This is a genomic window from Vibrio sp. PID23_8 (assembly GCF_003584965.1).
Lineage (GTDB): Bacteria > Pseudomonadota > Gammaproteobacteria > Enterobacterales > Vibrionaceae > Vibrio.
Map to the genome: position 1 here is coordinate 127,511 of NZ_LIXE01000003.1, position 17,438 is coordinate 144,948.

Here is a 17,438-nt window from a genome sequence, read left to right on the forward strand (position 1 = left end):
GTAAAGAGGAAAGTTTATTGCTTTGCAATGAAAGTAGAAAGTTGAATCGGGTCATTATTGTGCAATGGGTCGGATGGTTTGTACATAAGATCGACTAATCGGCAAGTTTTTGATTTTCTTGATTTCATAATTGATTCTATATACTAGAGGTTATGAGATGAGGGTAAACCGATTTGAGGAGTTGAAGGTTTGGCAGAAAGCATCAAGATTAACAGTTGATATTTATAAGCACTTTGTCGAATCGAAAGATTTTGGGTTTAAAGATCAAATTACACGTTCAGCGTTGTCTATTCCGAGCAATATTGCAGAAGGGTTTGAACGAAGATCTAGCAAGGAATTTAAGCTCTTTCTCTCTTATTCAAAAGGATCGAGTGGCGAGCTACGAACCCAAATCTACATTGGTATTGAGATTGGATATATTCCCACCCAAACCGGCAAAGACTGGTTACTGGAAGTGGAGGAAATATCAAAAATGTTGTCTGGTCTGATGAAATCAATTAAGACATCCTAACTTTCAACTTTCAACTTTCAACTTTAACCCCCTATCAATATAGGTAGAGAAATGTTATCTCCTTACGAATTTAAAGCGAATGAGTCAGTAAGTGACGACGTGGTTTGGCACAACACGACAGTGACGCACCAAGACCGTATTCAACTTAAGCAGCAAAAGCCCGTGGTACTATGGTTTACCGGCTTAAGTGGTTCGGGTAAATCGACGGTTGCGAACGCAGTAGAAAGCAAACTGCTAAGCCTAGGTAAACACAGTTATCTGCTCGATGGTGATAACGTGCGCCATGGACTGAATAAAGACCTCGGTTTTAGTGATAGCGACAGAGTCGAAAACATTCGCCGCATTGGTGAAGTGGCCAAATTGTTTGTTGATTCTGGTTGTATTGTTCTTACGGCGTTTATTTCTCCATTTATAGCCGATCGCGATCAGGCGAGGGCACTGCTTGAAGATGGACAGTTTTTAGAGGTGTTTATTGATACGCCATTAGAGGTGTGTGAGAGCCGCGATCCGAAAGGGCTGTACAAAAAAGCACGCGCAGGGGAGATCAAGCACTTTACTGGGATTGATTCTGCGTACGATGCGCCAACGGCACCAGATATTCACGTGAAAACAGCCGAAAAATCAGTTGAAGAATGTGCAGAGTATGTCGTTAAGCAACTGCAAGAGTTGAAATATATTTAAGGTAAAAGGTAAAAGTGGTGCGTTCGCACCAAAGTAAAGCAAGAGCAAAAGAAAATGGATAAAGGTGCGCTTTGCGCCAAAGGGAAAAGTAAGAGCTGAAGAGAAAACGAAAGAAATAGCAGGAAAAGCAGTCAAAATTAACTGTTGACTGGTTTGTTAGGTGAAAACCCACTTGCTACTTGCTACTTGCTACTTGCTACTTGCTACTTGCTACTTGCCCTTCCCGAGAATTGGAATATTTATGCATTATGATGTCTTTAATGGTGATGCTGACGGTATTATCTCGTTGCTGCAATTACGCTTCGCGCAGCCTAAATCAAGTCAGTTGATTACCGGCGTAAAGCGAGATATCAAACTGCTTCGCCAAGTATCGGCACAGGCGGATGTCGATTCAGTGACGGTGCTTGATATCTCGATGGAGAAAAATTTCGAGCCGCTGATGGCTTTATTGGATCGAGGTGTTTCGGTGTTTTATTGCGATCATCACCGAACGGGTGATGTTCCGGTCTCTGAAAGATTAACGGCCCTAATTGACTTGGCACCAGAGGTGTGTACGAGCCTTTTGGTCAATGAGCACTTACAAGGACAATTTGCTAAGTGGGCGGTAGTGGGGGCTTTTGGTGACAACTTGTTTGCTCAAGCTCGCCAATTGGCAGCAACACTATCACTCAGTGAAGAAGACACCGAATTTTTACTCGAGCTCGGTACACTCATTAACTACAACGGTTATGGTGCCAGCTTGAGCGATTTACATATTGAGCCTGCCGAGTTGTATCGCAAACTCTTGGCATACCCATGCCCACTGATGTTGCGCGATGACATGGCTTCTCCTTACTACCAGCTTAAAAGTGGTTATGCATCAGATTATCGCTACATCGTTGACCTTGCTCCGCTAGAAAACACGGATGTGAGCTGTGTGTATGAGTTGCCCAATGAAGCATGGGCAAGGCGCATTAGTGGCGTATTTAGCAATGATTTAGCCAACACCACCCCAAGCAAAGCACATGCGGTGCTGACAATGAACGAGTCAGGCTCCGATTATACTGTCAGCGTCCGAGCGCCATTAAATAATCGTATTGGCGCAGATGAAGTCTGCTCTGCATTTCCGACGGGCGGTGGACGAAAAGCCGCTGCGGGCATCAATCAGTTACCCCTAGCAGATAAAGCGAAATTTATTCAGGCATTAACTGGCTTTTATGCTTAGTTAATTTGAGGTGCAAGGATCAAGATTCAAGAGGCGTTTCCCTTAAATCAAATACCTTGTACCTCGCAACCTAATTTACGGATTTAAACATGTCACACTCTTCTGATTTAATCGCAACGGACATCGAAGCGTATTTAAACGTTCACGAAAATAAAGATCTTCTTCGTTTTTTGACGTGTGGTAACGTCGATGACGGCAAATCAACGTTGATTGGTCGTTTGCTTTTTGACAGCAAACTGATTTACGAAGATCAAATGGCGGCGATTGAAAAGGACTCGCAAAAGTTCAATACCACCGACGAAGCGTTTGACCTAGCGTTGCTTGTTGATGGTTTGCAATCTGAGCGTGAGCAAGGGATCACGATTGATGTTGCCTACCGTTACTTCTCGACAGATAAGCGTAAATTTATCATTGCAGATACCCCAGGGCACGAGCAATACACTCGTAACATGGTAACGGGTGCTTCTACCTGTGATTTGGCGATTGTGATGGTGGATGCTCGTCATGGCATTCAAACTCAGACGCGTCGTCATAGCTACATTTGTAGTCTACTTGGCATTAAGCACATTATTGTTGCAATCAACAAAATGGATTTGATGGATTACAGCCAAGAGGTGTACCAAAAAATCAAAGCCGATTATCGTGAAATGGCGAAAGGCTTTGCGATTGACGATATTCGTTTTGTGCCGATTTCTGCTTTGAAAGGCGATAACGTGGTCACACCAAGTGAGCATATGGATTGGTACCCAGGCGCGACGTTGATGAAGTTACTTGAAACGGTAAAAGTGTCTCAAGACAAAAACTTAGAGCAGATGCGCTTCCCGGTGCAATATGTGAACCGTCCTAACCTCGATTTCCGAGGCTTCTGCGGCACATTGGCATCTGGTGTTGTACGTATTGGCGACGAAGTTATTGCACTGCCATCGGGTAAGCGTTCGCGTGTGAAGTCTATCTTCACTTACGATGGTGAGTTAGCGCAAGCGCAACCGGGGCAAGCGATCACTATCACCTTAGAAGATGAAATTGATGTTTCTCGTGGTGACATGTTGGTACATGAAGGGCATGAGCCAGCAGTAGTAAACCAACTGGAAGCTCACGTCGTGTGGATGGATGAAACGCCATTACGTACACATAAAGAATACGCGTTTAAGTTTGCGACCAAATCTTGCTTCGGCAAAATCAGTCAGTTGATGCATAAAGTGGATGTAAATACGCTAGATAAGCATGCAGAAAATGCTGACACGCTCGCTTTGAATGAAATTGCACTGGCAAACGTTAAGTTAACCGATAAAGTAGCGATTGATGAGTATCAGTCATTACCACAAACGGGTTCTTTTATTATTATTGATCGCCTATCTAATGTGACGGTGGGTGCTGGCATGGTGAGTGTTGTCGCTGTGGGTGGTGACGACGCAATTCGCCAGTATTCAAGCGCAGAGAAAGAGCTTAACGCATATATTCGTAAACATTACCCAGAATGGGGCTGTGCAGAGATTTAATTCTAACGCGAATCGAAATTGAAAAAGAGCAGGCGACCAACGCTTGCTCTTTTTTGTTGGAGTGCGCATTGAGAATGCCTTTACATTTAATCCAGATGGACGCCTTTCATGTTGTTTTTGTTTGTATTTACGCTCGTGATAGCGAGCATCAGCTTATTGCTACTTGGTAAATGGGCCCGTGTTATAGGCTTAGTGGATAAACCGAACAGCAGAAAGCGCCATCACGGTGACATTCCTTTGGTCGGTGGCATTGCTATCTATGTGACCTTATGTGTTGTGTGTCTTTGGAAACCTGAGCTGATCCCGAACCAGAGTGTGTATTTATTATGTTGTACGTTACTTGTCGTAATTGGCGCATTAGATGATAAATTTGATATTAGAGCCAGTGTTCGCTTAGTGGCCTTAATCGCTCTTTCCTTGTGGTTAATCTATTCGCAAAAAATCGCTTTTGTTTCGCTGGGGAACCTGTTTGGTTTAGGGAATGTCTCACTTGGGTCATCATCTTGGTGGTTTACCATGGTGGCGATCATTGGTGCAATGACCGCATTTAATATGATTGATGGGCTTGACGGCTTACTCGGGGCTTTGTCATCAGTGACTCTGCTTGCGTTGTCGTTTTTGTTCTTCCATCAAGGCGAAAACAGCGTAGGTATTTTTTGTCTTGTTTTTATCACAGCGCTTGTGCCTTATATGATTTGCAACTTGTCTGAATTATTTGGTCATAAAATGAAAGTCTTTATGGGGGATGCGGGCAGTGTTTTGCTTGGGTTTACGGTTATTTGGTTATTCCTCCACGCTTCTCAACCTATGGCATCTGATGTCGATGAAATTGTTATAAGCCCAGTTAACGCTCTATGGCTTGTTGCTCTTCCTGTAATGGATATGAGTATGGTGATAATACGCCGCTGTAAAAAGCGCGGCTCTCCATTTAAAGCCGATCGACTGCATCTGCATCATATCTGTATGCGGGTAGGCCTCAGCGCTTCACAAACGCTGATATTGTTGTCAATGGCTTCTTTGCTGTTTGCCGCCGTTGGTGTGTGGGCAGAAATGAGTCAGATTCATGAACGCTATATGCTGCTTGGATTTTTGCTGCTTTTTGGTGCTTATATAAACGGCATGAATCGCCTTGGAATATGGATAAAAGCTCGAAAATTCAAGAATATTCATGTTTAAAGTTTCAATTAAAAAAAGAGTGACGGTCAACTGATGAAACGATGGTATTTAGTCTACTGTAAACGATATGAACAGCAGCGTGCCTTTCAACATCTAACAAATCAAAATGTAGAATGCTTTTATCCAAAAATAAAAGTGATGAAAACCTCTAAGAGTAAAATACAGCAAGCTGATGAGCCTTTGTACCCATCTTATATGTTTGTCAGTTTTAATGATCAGCAAAGTTTGCTGTTTAGTGCAATAAGGTCAACGCGTGGGGTGGTGGATTTTGTGCGCTTCGGCACCAACCCAAAAGAGGTGCCAGCAGAGCTAGTGGCAACACTCAAGTGTTATGACTCTCTTAGCGATCTGCATAGAAAAAAATTTGCACCATTAGATAAAGACGTGGAAATGAATAGCCATGGTGGGATTGACGCCGTGTTTAAAGAAAAATGTGGAGAGCGGCGAGAGCACCTCTTTTTACAAATGTTATCTCAATACAAGTCTCCATCCGTCACATCAATGCCTATTCTGGCTTAAGAAATAGACAGACCTTTAGAGGCTTTTTCAATATACTCACTCCACCAGCACATGATTTCTTTTCTTTGCTCGAAAAAGTCTGAACGATTGTAGCTTGCTCTTGTCATATTTTGATCCTTATGTGCTAAACAAGCTTCTATGTGCAGTGTATCGAACCCTTGCTCATGCAATGCGGTGGAAGCTATCGCTCTTAAACCATGTGAAACGAGTACGCCTTTATAGCCTAAACTCCGTTTTAAAGCAGCATTAGCAGTGGATGAACACATATGGCCATCAGGATCTCGTTGATTTGGAAAAACAAATTCTTTGCCTTCGCTTTGTGCCTTGATCTGCTCAAGAATATTCGTTGCCTGTTTGGTCAGAGGAACCCTGTGTTTCCGTCTTCCTTTCATCTCTTCGGCAGGTATAGTCCAGCATTGATGTTTTTCACTAATGTCTTTCCAGCGTGTTCTCACCGCTTCTTTTGGGCGACAAATCGTGTGCAACTGCCATAGTATGAGCAGTTTGGTCTTATCTTGGAGGTTTTCATTCTGAAACAATCGAGTCATTAGCGCACCTAGTAGTTCGGGGTGTATAGTCGGCATATTTTTAACTTTATGTTTCTCAAATGAATCGATCATCTTGGTTAGTGGGTTAGCGCGAATCACATCACTTGCCACAGCATACTCCATTATTTGGTCAAGGCTCTGACAAATTCTTATGATAGTGGACAGTTTCCCATCATTTTCTAGAGGGCGAAGAATTTCAATGGCATCACGTCGACTAATAGCACTTACTGGAAGAGCTCCTAAGTGATCAAAAACGTAGTTCTCAAGTGCTCTCCAGATTCGCTTAGCGTGATCAGGGCTGACTGACTTACGTTTCCTCTCAAACCACATCGTTGCGACTGTGAGAAAATTATCGTTGTGCTTTCGTAATTCTTCGGTTTTTTTATTTTCTCTGGAACGTTTTGGATCGATACCTTCTGCTATTTGTTTTCGGTATTCGGCTGCTTCTAAAAACGGCACAATAACGGAGTGGAAACCTGAGTCTGGTTACCACTATCGCTCAATATCTGAGACCGCAATGTCTCGATATAAAGGACTAACCAGCGGTAAATTGAGCTTGAGATGTTACAACGATCAAGTGGGAGAAATCATGGCAAATGTCAAAGCTATAAATAAAGTCATAGGACCAGGTATGCCTATTAGAAACTAACGATTAGTCAAATTATGGCGTCGTTGACCCTCAAGCTGATTTGATCAACAACGTGGTTCTAAATTGAAAATTGTTAACAAAGCATGTGAACCAAGGCCCTTATTATCAGCAAATAGGGCCCTTTGAGAGCGTGTCACGGAAGTACGTTCTTTGTTGAATAAATAGCATCGTCAAACAGCTTGGAAAAAGCTGCCTATTACGCTTCGTTGTTTTCCTTGCTTATTTTCGGTAATCAGGGAATCAGTGACAACGCTCTGAATCCTGTATCTTGAAGTCACTTGGGTATAGAGTTAGTTGTAAAGAGGCATTGACGATGAGAAGTGCTAGAGAGCTTTTTGCTGCTGCGGTGATTGAGATGGAGGTAATGCATTTATACCTAAGCACCTTGAGGTATATTGTCAATTCTCACATTACTGCCTATTTCTCAAATAATACTTCTCCAATTCGACTAAGAACAGTACCGAAGATGCGACGAGGCATATTCGTAGCCATACCTCTAATTCGAGTCCACTGGTACCAAATAGTCTCTGCATCGTTGGCAAATAGGTGAAACATGCCTGAAAAACCGTGAGAAAGCCTATCGCGACGAGTACGTAAACATTGCCCAATAAACCTTGGCGGCAGAAAACGGAACTGAGGATAAATCGTGCGTTGAATAGGTAAAATACCTCGAACATTACCAACGTATTGACAGCAATCGTCCTTGCTCTGGCAATGTTGTCTTGTTGACCCATTTCCCAAACAAACATCCCTAGTGTTCCTAACATAAGAATGAGAGAAACAAAGATAACTCGCCAAATAAGGTGGGAGGTTAAAAGTGGGGATCCGGGTGGTCGTGGTGGACGTTGCATCAGCTTGGGTTCTTTGGGCTCGAAAGCTAGCGATAACGCAAGCGTGACGGCGGTGACCATATTGACCCAGAGAATTTGAATCGGTGTGAGGGGGAGTTCTTGAAAACCAAACATCACAGCTGCCAAGATGATCAGTGCTTCACCGCCATTGGTTGGCAGAATAAATAAAATGGCTTTCTTTAGATTGTCATATACCGCTCGTCCTTCTTCAATTGCTGCCGTAATGGACGCAAAATTATCATCAGTCAGTACCATTTCTGCGGCTTCTTTGGCTGAGTCGGTGCCATTGACTCCCATTGCGGTGCCGATATCTGATCGCTTTAATGCGGGGGCGTCATTGACGCCATCTCCGGTCATCGCCACGATTTGGTTATGTTTTTGTAGCGTGTTGACCAGTCGCATTTTGTGCTCGGGGCTAACTCGAGCATAGATATCGACTTGTGCAGCAAGGGCGAATAGTTCGTCATCAGTAAACGAATCGATTTGCTGGCCAGTGAGGGTATCTTGGCTATTGATAAGCCCAATCTGTTGGCCGATCGCTTGTGCAGTCAGCACATGGTCGCCGGTCATGATTTTTACACGGATGCCGGCATTGTTGCACTCACTCACCGCTTGAATGGCTTCTTTTCTCGGTGGGTCGATAAGGCCAAAGAGCCCTAGCATGATGAGATTGTCTTTGACATCATCAAACGTCAGTTCGAGATGGTTGAGTTCGGTAGGTCGATAGGCAAGTGCTAAAACCCGCATACCTCGTTGAGCCATTGTATTGATTTGTTGCTGCCAATAAGCGCGGTCTATGGCGGCCGTTACGGTACGGTCATTACTATCATTATTACTATTGTCATAGATTAGTTGCTGGTTACACATGTCCAGAACCCGCTCTGGTGCGCCTTTAAGAAAAATAAAAGCCTCTCCTTCGTGGCTGTGGTGTAGTGTGGCCATGAAACGGTGCTCTGATTCAAATGGAATCAGGTCGGTTCTTGGACAAAGCTTGTTTTCAATCTCAGCATCAAACCCGGTTTTGATTCCAGCAATAAGCAGTGCTCCTTCCATTGGATCGCCTTGAACTTGCCACTGTTGTCCATGCTGAATGAGTGTCGCATCGTTACACAATACTGCGGCACGAATGGTCTGGTTAAGTAGAGGTTGTTGTTCGGGGTAGGTCGCTTGCTGATTAATACTCACCACGCCATGAGGATCGTAGCCGGTACCGCTGAGCTCAAATTGATGATCACTGGTGATGATATTTCGCACGGTCATTTCATTTCGCGTCAGAGTCCCAGTTTTATCGGTGCATATAACCGTTACTGCCCCTAGTGTCTCTACTGCGGGAAGCTTGCGAATGATGGTGTTCCGCTTGGCCATTCGCTCGACCCCTATCGCGAGCGTGATGGTCATAATGGCAGGTAAACCTTCTGGAATCGCAGCAACGGCCAAGCTGATGGCCGCTAGCAGCATATCAGTGATTGGGTAACCGCGAACCAGTAAACCAAAGGCAAAAGTGGCGATGGCAATGATCAAGATGAATGCGGTCAGCCATCGACTAAATTGAGCGATTTGTTTTAGTAATGGTGTCGTAGCAGGTTCAACCTGAGAAACCAATGCGCTTATTTTTCCTAGCTCAGTATTTATCCCTGTGGCCACAACCACTCCTGACCCTTGACCGTGGGTAACGATGGTCCCTGAATACGCCATGCAGCGCCGCTCTGCCAGTTCACTGTCAGCGCTGACGGGAGTCGTGGCCTTTTCAATCGTCACGGATTCGCCCGTTAATACCGCTTCGGCAATCTGGAAGCCTTTGGTACGAAACAAACGAAGATCGGCGGGTACGCGATCCCCTGATTGTAGGATAACCACATCACCAATCACTAATTGTTCGGCTTTGATAGTTTCTTGATGACCGCCTCGTAATACTAATGCTGTTGGCGCGAGCATTGCTTGAATCGCATTTAGTGCGCTTTCGGCTCGACCTTCTTGTACAAAACCAATGATGGCATTGATAAAGACAACGCCAGCAATCACGCCGGCATCGATCCAATGACCAATAAGTGCCGTGATCAGGATGACGATCAGCAGTACATGAATGAGCACATTGTGAAACTGGGCAAGCAAACGCTTGATTACGGAACGACGTTGAGAGGTTGGTAGTTTATTGGCACCGAATTTAGCAAGACGTAGTCCAGCTTCGCGTGAACTCAGCCCTTGTGGCTGGGTAGAGAGCTCAGAAAAGGTATCTTCGGTTGACTTGTGGTGCCAGCCGTTAGTGATTTCTTCCATACGAAAGCCTCCTGCTTTTTGCACGCTGGAGAACATCTTTATTGATTGATAATTATACGATATGAACTAGGTTATGGGTATGGCGTGGGCGAAACTGGAGGTTCGCATGGCTGACATTTATGGTTTTGATGCGTTTTCACCCAAGCAAATTGCCGAGAAAGTCGATTCGATTGGTGTGACGAAAGCTCGCTTACCATTGTTGTCGATGGTGATGCTCGGGATTTTGGCGGGTGCTTTTATTGGTCTTGGGGGATTGTATTTCACCATCGTTAAGTCGGATGCCTCATTGGGTTTTGCCACGCAGCAAGTGTTGGGAGGGTTCACATTCTCCTTGGGATTGATTCTGGTGATTGTTGCGGGCGCAGAATTATTTACTGGCAATAACTTATTGGCTATGGCATGGGCCGACAGAAAAATCACCACCGCTGAACTTTTGCGAAACTGGTTGGTCGTCTGTTTGGCGAACTTTGTCGGCGCGGTTGGGGTCGCGCTCTTGGTCTTTCTTTCTGGGCACCCAGAGATGAATCAGGGGGCGATTGCGCTAACCTACGCCAAGATAGCCGCAGCGAAATGTGAGATGCCGTTCTGGACGGCTTTCTTTCGTGGTGTGTTGTGTAATGTACTGGTGTGTATGGCGGTATGGATGGCACTTGCGGGACGCAGTGTGGTAGATAAAGTGGCCGCGATCGTTTTTCCTATCTCCGCTTTTGTGGCGGCAGGCTTTGAACACAGTATCGCCAATATGTACTTTATTCCACTGGCGATGATGCTGCAAAGCTCAGGTACCGTTGAAGTCGCTGATTCGGTCAGCACTTTGGGGTTTCTTGGTAATCTGTTACCTGTGATTCTAGGTAACTTAGTTGGTGGCAGCGTGTTCGTCGGGTTGGTTTATCACGTTATCTACTTACGCGGGCCAACACATCATCGCGAATAGTTTATTCATCGGCCATCACGCCCAAAAGAAAGGCTAATAGGCCTTCGGGCGAAGGGGGTAGGCGACTGCTATAATCTAGCTAGTTTCAAGTGGCAAGGTTATAGCGATGCGAAAAAACAAACATAGGCCGTCTAAAACCCCACGACCCACTCAGACCGTCTGCCCATTTTGTGGTGTTGGGTGCGGAATGCTTCTTTCTTGTGACGACGGTGGGCAAGTACGCAGTGCAAGCCCCTTGCGTCACCATCCTATTAGCCAAGGCCAGTTGTGTGATAAGGGTTGGAGTAGTGTTTATGCTATTTCTCCTGACAATCGAATTACTCAGCCTTTAAAACGCATCCGTGATCAGTTTATCCCAGTGAGTTGGGAGGAAGCGCTCGATGGTATCAGCACCACGCTGAACGATATCATTAACGAGTTTGGGCCTAACGCGACAGGGGTGATCAGTAGCGCCCGTGCAACCAATGAAGACAATTACGCGGCGCAGAAATTTGCCCGAGCCGTATTAGGCACGAATAATATTGATCATTGCGCGCGTATTTGCCACAGCCCGACGGTAGCCGGGCTGAAACAGGTACTCGGATCTGGCGCGATGACCAACAGCACCAAAGATTTGTTTGAAGCGGAGGTCATTGTGGTTATCGGCGCTGACCCAACCGAGAACCATAGCGTGCTTGGTGGGCAGGTGATACGCGCCCAACAGTCAGGGGCGAAGTTGATTGTCATTGATCCAAGGACAACGCGTTTAGCTAAGTTGGCCGATCTACATTTACAGTTAAATCCGGGCACGAACATCGCGTTAATTAACGCCATGATTCAGGTAATTTTAAGTAACCAATGGCATGATAAGACGTTTATTAACGATCGCTGTGAAGGGTTTGATGCGTTGGCGAAACAGGTCGAAGAGGTCACGCCGGAGTCGGTAGAGCAAATCACAGGCCTTAATGCCCATTCGATCCGTGAAGCGGCGGAGTATTATAGCCAAGCTGATCGTGCGATGATTTTATACGGAATGGGAATCACACAATTTGTTAGTGGTACTTCAAATGTGATTGCTTTAGCGGATCTGGCATTGGTTTGCGGGCACATTGGTAGGCCCGGAACGGGAATCAATCCGTTACGTGGGCAAAATAATGTCCAGGGTGCCTGCGACATGGGTTGTCTGCCGAATGTCTATCCCGGCTATCAATCCGTTGATGATGCAGATACCCAACAGCGATTTACTGAGTATTGGGGCTGTGAAGTGGCAGCAACGCCAGGGCTGACTTCATTAGGGATGACAAAAGCGGCGTTGGAAGGAGAGTTTCGCGCGCAAATCTTATTTGGTGAAGATCCTGTTGTTACGGACCCAGATCAAAACCACGTTCGTGAAGCGTATAAGTCGTTAGAGCTGCTGGTGGTAGCGGAATTGACCATGACAGAAACGGCTAAATTGGCTGACTATATTCTTCCTGCGGCTTCTTTTGCCGAAAAAGCGGGCACATTTACCAATTGTGAGCGCCGCGTTCAACGTATTAACCCTGCGATGTCACCGATTGGAGAATCGATGGGGGACTGGCAGTGGTTACAAGCCCTCGCACAAAGGATGGGCAGTCAGGCACTCAATTGGCGTGATAGTGAAGAGGTCTTTGATGAAATGGCCTCTGTGACACCATCTTATCAAGGCATGAGTTACGCAAAGCTAGCGGAGAACCATGGCTTACAATGGCCTTGCAATGATGACGCGCCTGAGGGAACGACGGTGCTTCATCAAAATACATTTCCTATTGGGCGAGCACGCTTAACGCCGGTGCACTATGTACCTATTGCAGAACCCGCAGATGAACAGTATCCACTGTTATTGACCACCAATCGTCTTCATTTCCATTATGGTTGTGGCTCCATGACCCGTAAATCCCCGCTGCTTGAACGAGAAATTCCGCCCGGAATATTATTTATTAATCCCCAGGACGCCAGTGGGTTAGGTATTTCACTATATAGTCCTGTTGGTGTTCGCTCTCGTCGCGGATACATAGAAACTCGTGCAATGATTACGGACGATGTACCACCTGGTTTGGTGAGTATGCCTTATCATTTTAAAGAAGCACCTTCAAATCAGTTAACCAATACCGCGCAAGATCCAATTACTAAAATGCCGGAGCTGAAAGCGTGTGCAGTGGCGGTCGAACCTCTAGCTGTAGATCATCAGCCTAGTGCGGTTTGGCAACGACAGGAGGGGACAAAATGAATAAGACGTATCTGTTAGATTCATTAGACGCGATGAGAACACACCTATTGCGTCAGCGAGCATTGTATCAGGTTGTCGAGCACAGTGAAAAAAAGCAAGGGGATAGCTACTGGCAACAAGTAGACAGCAGTGATTTACCCCCGCTGGTGGACAGTAAACCGACGCATTCTGCCAAAGCATTTTTCTTCGCAGAGCAAGAACCTCTGTATGTGTTTGATGGGCAGTTTTTTAAGGAAACGCTACCCGACGTAGAGCCCTTTGTTTTGTTTGGTGTGCAAAGTTGTGATTTGATGGCGATTCACTACCAAGATCTGTTTTTTGAAAACGATCCTTATTACCAGGCTCGCCGTCAACAAGCATTATTGATTGGTGTTGATTGTATTCAGCCGTGTGAACATGGTTTTTGCCCAACGGTAAATGCTGGCCCAAGCGTGCGAGATGAGACCGCAGACTTAGTACTGCATCCACTTGATGGTGATCGTTGGTTATTAGTGGTGCTGTCTGAGCGAGGGGAACTGTCATTGCAGGGACTAGAGCTGGAGCTCGCTACGCCCCACGATATGAGTCTGCGCTGGGAAAATATAGCACACTGCGAGCAGGCTTTTCCTGATGATCAGTACTTACTGGATGGCATCAGCAAAGTGACGGAGGGCAGAATATCACCGGAGTTTTGGCAGCAGATTGGCATACAGTGCCTTGGCTGCTCTGGGTGTACAACGCTTTGCCCGACCTGTTCTTGCTTTGGTACTCGCTCAATAACGACCTCGGATACTGCGGCTCAGGTTAGCACTTCTCAAGTGAGGTTCTGGGATTCCTGTTTGTATGAAGGCTTTCAACGTGAAGCAAGTTTCCACAATCCGTCTAAAGAAGCAGGGACAAGGGTTGAGCGATTTTGGTATCACAAGTTTAGTCTGGACTTTGTGCCTGAATTTGGTCGTTATGGCTGCGTGGGTTGCGGTCGGTGTGAACAGACGTGCCCAGGCGTCATTGGAGTACATTCATTAATGAAAAGGATGGCTGATGATGTATAGCCTAACACCAGTTCGTATTGAAATTATTGATTTTTATGACGATGGGGAAAATACCCGCCATTATCATTTTCGATTACTTGAGGTGACATCTACGTGGCTGAAAGCGCAAAGCGGGCAGTTTTTTATGCTGTGTGTGCCCGGCGTTGGTGAAGCGCCATTTACCTTCACGGCGTTACCCGATGAAAAGGGAAACTTTCGCGCACTTGTCCGTATGATGGGGGGTGTGACACAAGCACTGTTTGAGCAAAAAATCGGTGATGTGTTAGGCGCACGAGGCCCGTTTGGTCAGGGGTGGCCTGTTAATGAACTGGCAGATAAAAAGGTTCTTATCATTGGAGGAGGCTGCGGAATGGCTCCTTTGGTGAGCATCACAGAGCAGCTTATTGAGCAGGGTAATTTTGATCAGTTAGCGGTGGTGTATGCGACTCGCAGTAAAAACACCTTGATGCTAACGCCTGAACGGGATCGCTGGCAGCACCTTATACCTATCTTTAATGTGGTTGAAGATGCTTCTGATTTAGAACCGCTTGACTATTACCCAGGGACTGCGGTGAGCATTTTGCCCAAGGTATTAGAGACCTTTGCTGAATTGCCGGAACGCGTGTTGATTTCTGGGCCAGAATTGATGATGTGTGCGGTCATCGAGTATTTAGTCGCTTGTGGCATTGATACCCACTCGATTTATTTGTCATTGGAGCGTCGGATGCATTGTGCGGTGGGTTTGTGCGGGCATTGTTATGTGAAAAACCAATATGTGTGCACTCGCGGCCCAACGTTCAGCTGGACCGATGCAAGAGCGCTCCTATCCCCGTTAGAATAAAGAAACAGAGTTAACTCAAGAACTACTCAGTGGGAGGTTATGGCTTGGTATCATTTGTTAGCGATCCTTCTGCTTTCGCAATCACCTCACACCCTTTGGCAAATGAGTCCGGATTGAGTGAGATTGAGTCGATACCACATGAAACGAGAAACTCAGCAAATTCAGGATGATCCGATGGTGCTTGGCCACAAATTCCGACCTTTCTGCCTTTGCGGTGAGCGACCTGAATGACCTGTTCAATGAGACTTTTAACTGCATCGTCTCGGGCATCAAACATCGGTTTTAGCTCCGCAGAGTCACGGTCAATGCCTAACACTAACTGAGTTAAATCGTTACTCCCAATTGAAAAACCGTCAAACCTTTCGGAAAAACGGTCGGCGAGAATGACATTGGAAGGGATCTCACACATGACGTAGACTTCAAGCCCGTTTTCTCCTCGTTTGAGTCCGGCTTGCGCCATAACATCCAGGACTTTATCCGCTTCACTGACGGTTCGACAAAATGGGATCATGACGATGATATTATCAAAGCCCATTTCTTCTCTGGCTTTCTTGATTGCCTTACATTCAAGTTGGAATGCTTCACGATAGCGAGGGTGGTAATAGCGTGATGCCCCTCTTAGCCCGAGCATTGGGTTTTCTTCATTAAGCTCAAAATATTGGCCACCTAACAGACCTCGATATTCGTTTGATTTGAAATCGGACATGCGGACGATGACAGGTTTTGGATATTGGCTGGCGGCAATTTTACTGACTCCGAGCGCGAGGTTGTCAGTGAAATAATCCGCCAGAGTGGTAAACCCTTGGCATCGTTGTTTAATGTCGTTATTCACTTCTGGGTCGGTAACCTGCTCTGGATAAAGCAGCGCCATAGGGTGCAATCCAATTTGGCTTGAGATTATGAACTCAATGCGAGTTAACCCGATCCCAGCCGTGGGCAGTTGCCACCAATGAAAAATGCCATCCGGCATTGCTGCGTTAATCATGATTTGAGTTTGGGTCGACGGTAAAGAAGTCAGGTCAATTTGTTGAGTATGGTAGTTGACGACACCGTCATAAACTTGACCAGTGGCCCCCTTGGCACAGCTTAATGTTACGGTCTGCCCTGTGGTGAGCTTTTGTGTCGCGTGTTCCGTCCCCACGATCGCCGGAACTTTAAGCTCACGGCTGACAATGGCGGCATGGCTTGTTGGTCCCCCAGAGTCGGTAATGATCCCCGCCGCTTTTCGCATAAGAGGAACCCAATCAGGGTCGGTTCGCTCGGTCACAAGAATCGCGCCCTCAGGGAAGGCGTCAATATCGTCTGGTGACATGATGGTATACGTTTCTCCTACGGCAACAGCGCCACCCACACTGGCTCCTTCAAGAAGAATAGGTGCGGTGGTTTTCTCCAGTTGATAATTGACGATCACGGCTCGGTTTTTATGGGTTTCCACGGTTTCTGGCCGAGCTTGAAGCATAAACAATTGTTGGCTATGGCTGTCTTTGGCCCACTCCATATCCATGGCGCAGCCATAATGTTGTTCGATAATCATCGCCCAATGGCTAAGCTTTAAAACCTCATCATCATTGAGCACTAACTGGTTACGTTCCACTTCATCGGTCGGTAGAGTCATCGTGGGTTGTTCGGTGTTTCCTGGTTCACTGAACACCATTTTTTCTCGTTTATTACCGAGCTGTTTTTCAATAATCGGTCGTTTGTTTTCCTGTTTGAGTAGAGGTTTGAAGACCATGAATCGATCTGGCGTGACGGAGCCTTTGACTATCGTTTCGCCCAACCCCCAACTGCCATTAATCAACACCACATCTGGGAAGCCGCTTTCCGTATCAAGGCTGAACATAACACCGGCGCATTGCGATTCGACCATTTGCTGTATACCCACGGACAACGCGACTTGCTGATGTTCAAACCCTTGCTCCTGGCGATAAACAATTGCACGATCAGTATACAGTGAAGCAAAACACTGTTTGCAGGCGGTGAGTACGGCCTCATCACCACAAATGTTGAGGTAGCTTTCTTGTTGGCCTGCGAAACTGGCCTCAGGTAAGTCCTCGGCGGTGGCCGAACTGCGTACCGCTACGGAAGCCAAGGGTACACCGATGTGCTCACTTAACAGATGGTAAGCCTCGAGAATGCGTTGTTCTTGTGCTTGGGTAAAGCTACCTTGGAAAATTAGGGTGCGGATTTCTTGTCCTGCATCAGCAAGGCTTAACTCTCCGCTATCCATTGCATTTAAGAGGGTCGCTATTGGTAAATCGAGTTCATTTTGATGAAGAAAGTCACGGTAGAGTTGTGCGCTAGTGGCAAACCCGTCTGGCACACGGATACCTGACTGACCGAGCTGATTGAACATTTCACCTAGGCTCGCATTCTTGCCACCAACAAGAGCAACATCACTAGCACGGAGCTGGCAATAGTGATAAATCAACGGTTGTGTGGTGTCTGCTTGCATGGCGAATCTCCTTATCTTGGCTGACTAAATTAGGATGGGTATTTAAGAGTGAGTTCTGT

13 protein-coding genes and 1 pseudogene are annotated in these 17,438 nt (G+C 46.1%); 11 read left to right on the forward strand and 3 right to left on the reverse strand.

The features are described from left to right. The first annotated feature begins 157 nt into the window (after positions 1 to 157). From AK966_RS07090 to rfaH, 6 genes are all read left to right on the forward strand, one after another. Positions 158 to 511: a four helix bundle protein gene (locus AK966_RS07090; RefSeq protein WP_119463813.1), complete on the forward strand. Its 354-nt coding sequence runs from the start codon at positions 158 to 160 to the stop codon at positions 509 to 511. Positions 512 to 562: 51 nt separating this feature from the next. Further along, positions 563 to 1,192, forward strand: a complete 630-nt coding sequence (gene cysC, locus AK966_RS07095) for an adenylyl-sulfate kinase (RefSeq protein ID WP_119463814.1) — start codon at positions 563 to 565, stop codon at positions 1,190 to 1,192. 241 nt (positions 1,193 to 1,433) lie between these two features. Then, a complete protein-coding gene (locus AK966_RS07100; RefSeq protein WP_119463815.1) occupies positions 1,434 to 2,396 on the forward strand; it encodes a DHH family phosphoesterase in 963 nt (320 codons plus the stop codon). 89 nt (positions 2,397 to 2,485) lie between these two features. Further along, positions 2,486 to 3,895 carry a sulfate adenylyltransferase subunit CysN gene (gene cysN, locus AK966_RS07105; RefSeq protein WP_119463816.1) on the forward strand — a complete coding sequence of 470 codons (1,410 nt, stop codon included), beginning with the start codon at positions 2,486 to 2,488 and terminating at the stop codon, positions 3,893 to 3,895. Positions 3,896 to 4,003: 108 nt separating this feature from the next. Next, positions 4,004 to 5,071, forward strand: a complete 1,068-nt coding sequence (gene wecA / locus AK966_RS07110) for a UDP-N-acetylglucosamine--undecaprenyl-phosphate N-acetylglucosaminephosphotransferase (protein ID WP_119463817.1) — start codon at positions 4,004 to 4,006, stop codon at positions 5,069 to 5,071. A gap of 33 nt (positions 5,072 to 5,104) precedes the next feature. After that, positions 5,105 to 5,590: a transcription/translation regulatory transformer protein RfaH gene (gene rfaH, locus AK966_RS07115; protein ID WP_119463818.1), complete on the forward strand. Its 486-nt coding sequence runs from the start codon at positions 5,105 to 5,107 to the stop codon at positions 5,588 to 5,590. Here rfaH and AK966_RS07120 read toward each other — a convergent pair. Next, entirely contained in the window at positions 5,587 to 6,597 is a 1,011-nt protein-coding gene (locus AK966_RS07120) for a tyrosine-type recombinase/integrase (protein WP_259343744.1), read from the reverse strand. The genes rfaH and AK966_RS07120 overlap by 4 nt on opposite strands. Between AK966_RS07120 and AK966_RS07125 the strand changes: the two are divergent. Then, a pseudogene (locus tag AK966_RS07125) lies at positions 6,581 to 6,787 on the forward strand (IS5 family transposase); the annotation flags it as partial. The gene AK966_RS07120 and the pseudogene AK966_RS07125 overlap by 17 nt on opposite strands. Positions 6,788 to 7,197: 410 nt before the next feature. Here the strand turns inward: AK966_RS07125 and AK966_RS07130 are convergent. After that, a complete protein-coding gene (locus AK966_RS07130; protein ID WP_119463819.1) occupies positions 7,198 to 9,915 on the reverse strand; it encodes a cation-transporting P-type ATPase in 2,718 nt (905 codons plus the stop codon). Between the two features lie 106 nt (positions 9,916 to 10,021). On the opposite strand from AK966_RS07130, the gene AK966_RS07135 reads away from it, so the two are divergent. The 4 genes from AK966_RS07135 to AK966_RS07150 all read left to right on the forward strand — a co-directional run bounded on the left by AK966_RS07135 (position 10,022) and on the right by AK966_RS07150 (position 14,927). After that, complete coding sequence (locus tag AK966_RS07135; protein WP_099077927.1) at positions 10,022 to 10,849, forward strand: formate/nitrite transporter family protein; 828 nt, start codon at positions 10,022 to 10,024, stop codon at positions 10,847 to 10,849. Between the two features lie 106 nt (positions 10,850 to 10,955). Further along, positions 10,956 to 13,076, forward strand: coding sequence for a formate dehydrogenase subunit alpha (fdhF, locus tag AK966_RS07140; protein WP_119463820.1), 2,121 nt, complete (start codon positions 10,956 to 10,958; stop codon positions 13,074 to 13,076). Then, complete coding sequence (locus AK966_RS07145; protein WP_119463821.1) at positions 13,073 to 14,107, forward strand: 4Fe-4S dicluster domain-containing protein; 1,035 nt, start codon at positions 13,073 to 13,075, stop codon at positions 14,105 to 14,107. The genes fdhF and AK966_RS07145 overlap by 4 nt, the downstream gene beginning before the upstream one ends. Then, complete coding sequence (locus tag AK966_RS07150; protein ID WP_253252639.1) at positions 14,097 to 14,927, forward strand: FAD-binding oxidoreductase; 831 nt, start codon at positions 14,097 to 14,099, stop codon at positions 14,925 to 14,927. The genes AK966_RS07145 and AK966_RS07150 overlap by 11 nt, the downstream gene beginning before the upstream one ends. A gap of 37 nt (positions 14,928 to 14,964) precedes the next feature. On the opposite strand, the gene ppsA is transcribed toward AK966_RS07150, so the two are convergent. Then, on the reverse strand, positions 14,965 to 17,379 hold the full coding sequence (gene ppsA / locus AK966_RS07155; RefSeq protein WP_119463822.1) for a phosphoenolpyruvate synthase: 2,415 nt from the start codon (positions 17,377 to 17,379) through the stop codon (positions 14,965 to 14,967). Between the last annotated feature and the right edge of the window lie 59 nt (positions 17,380 to 17,438).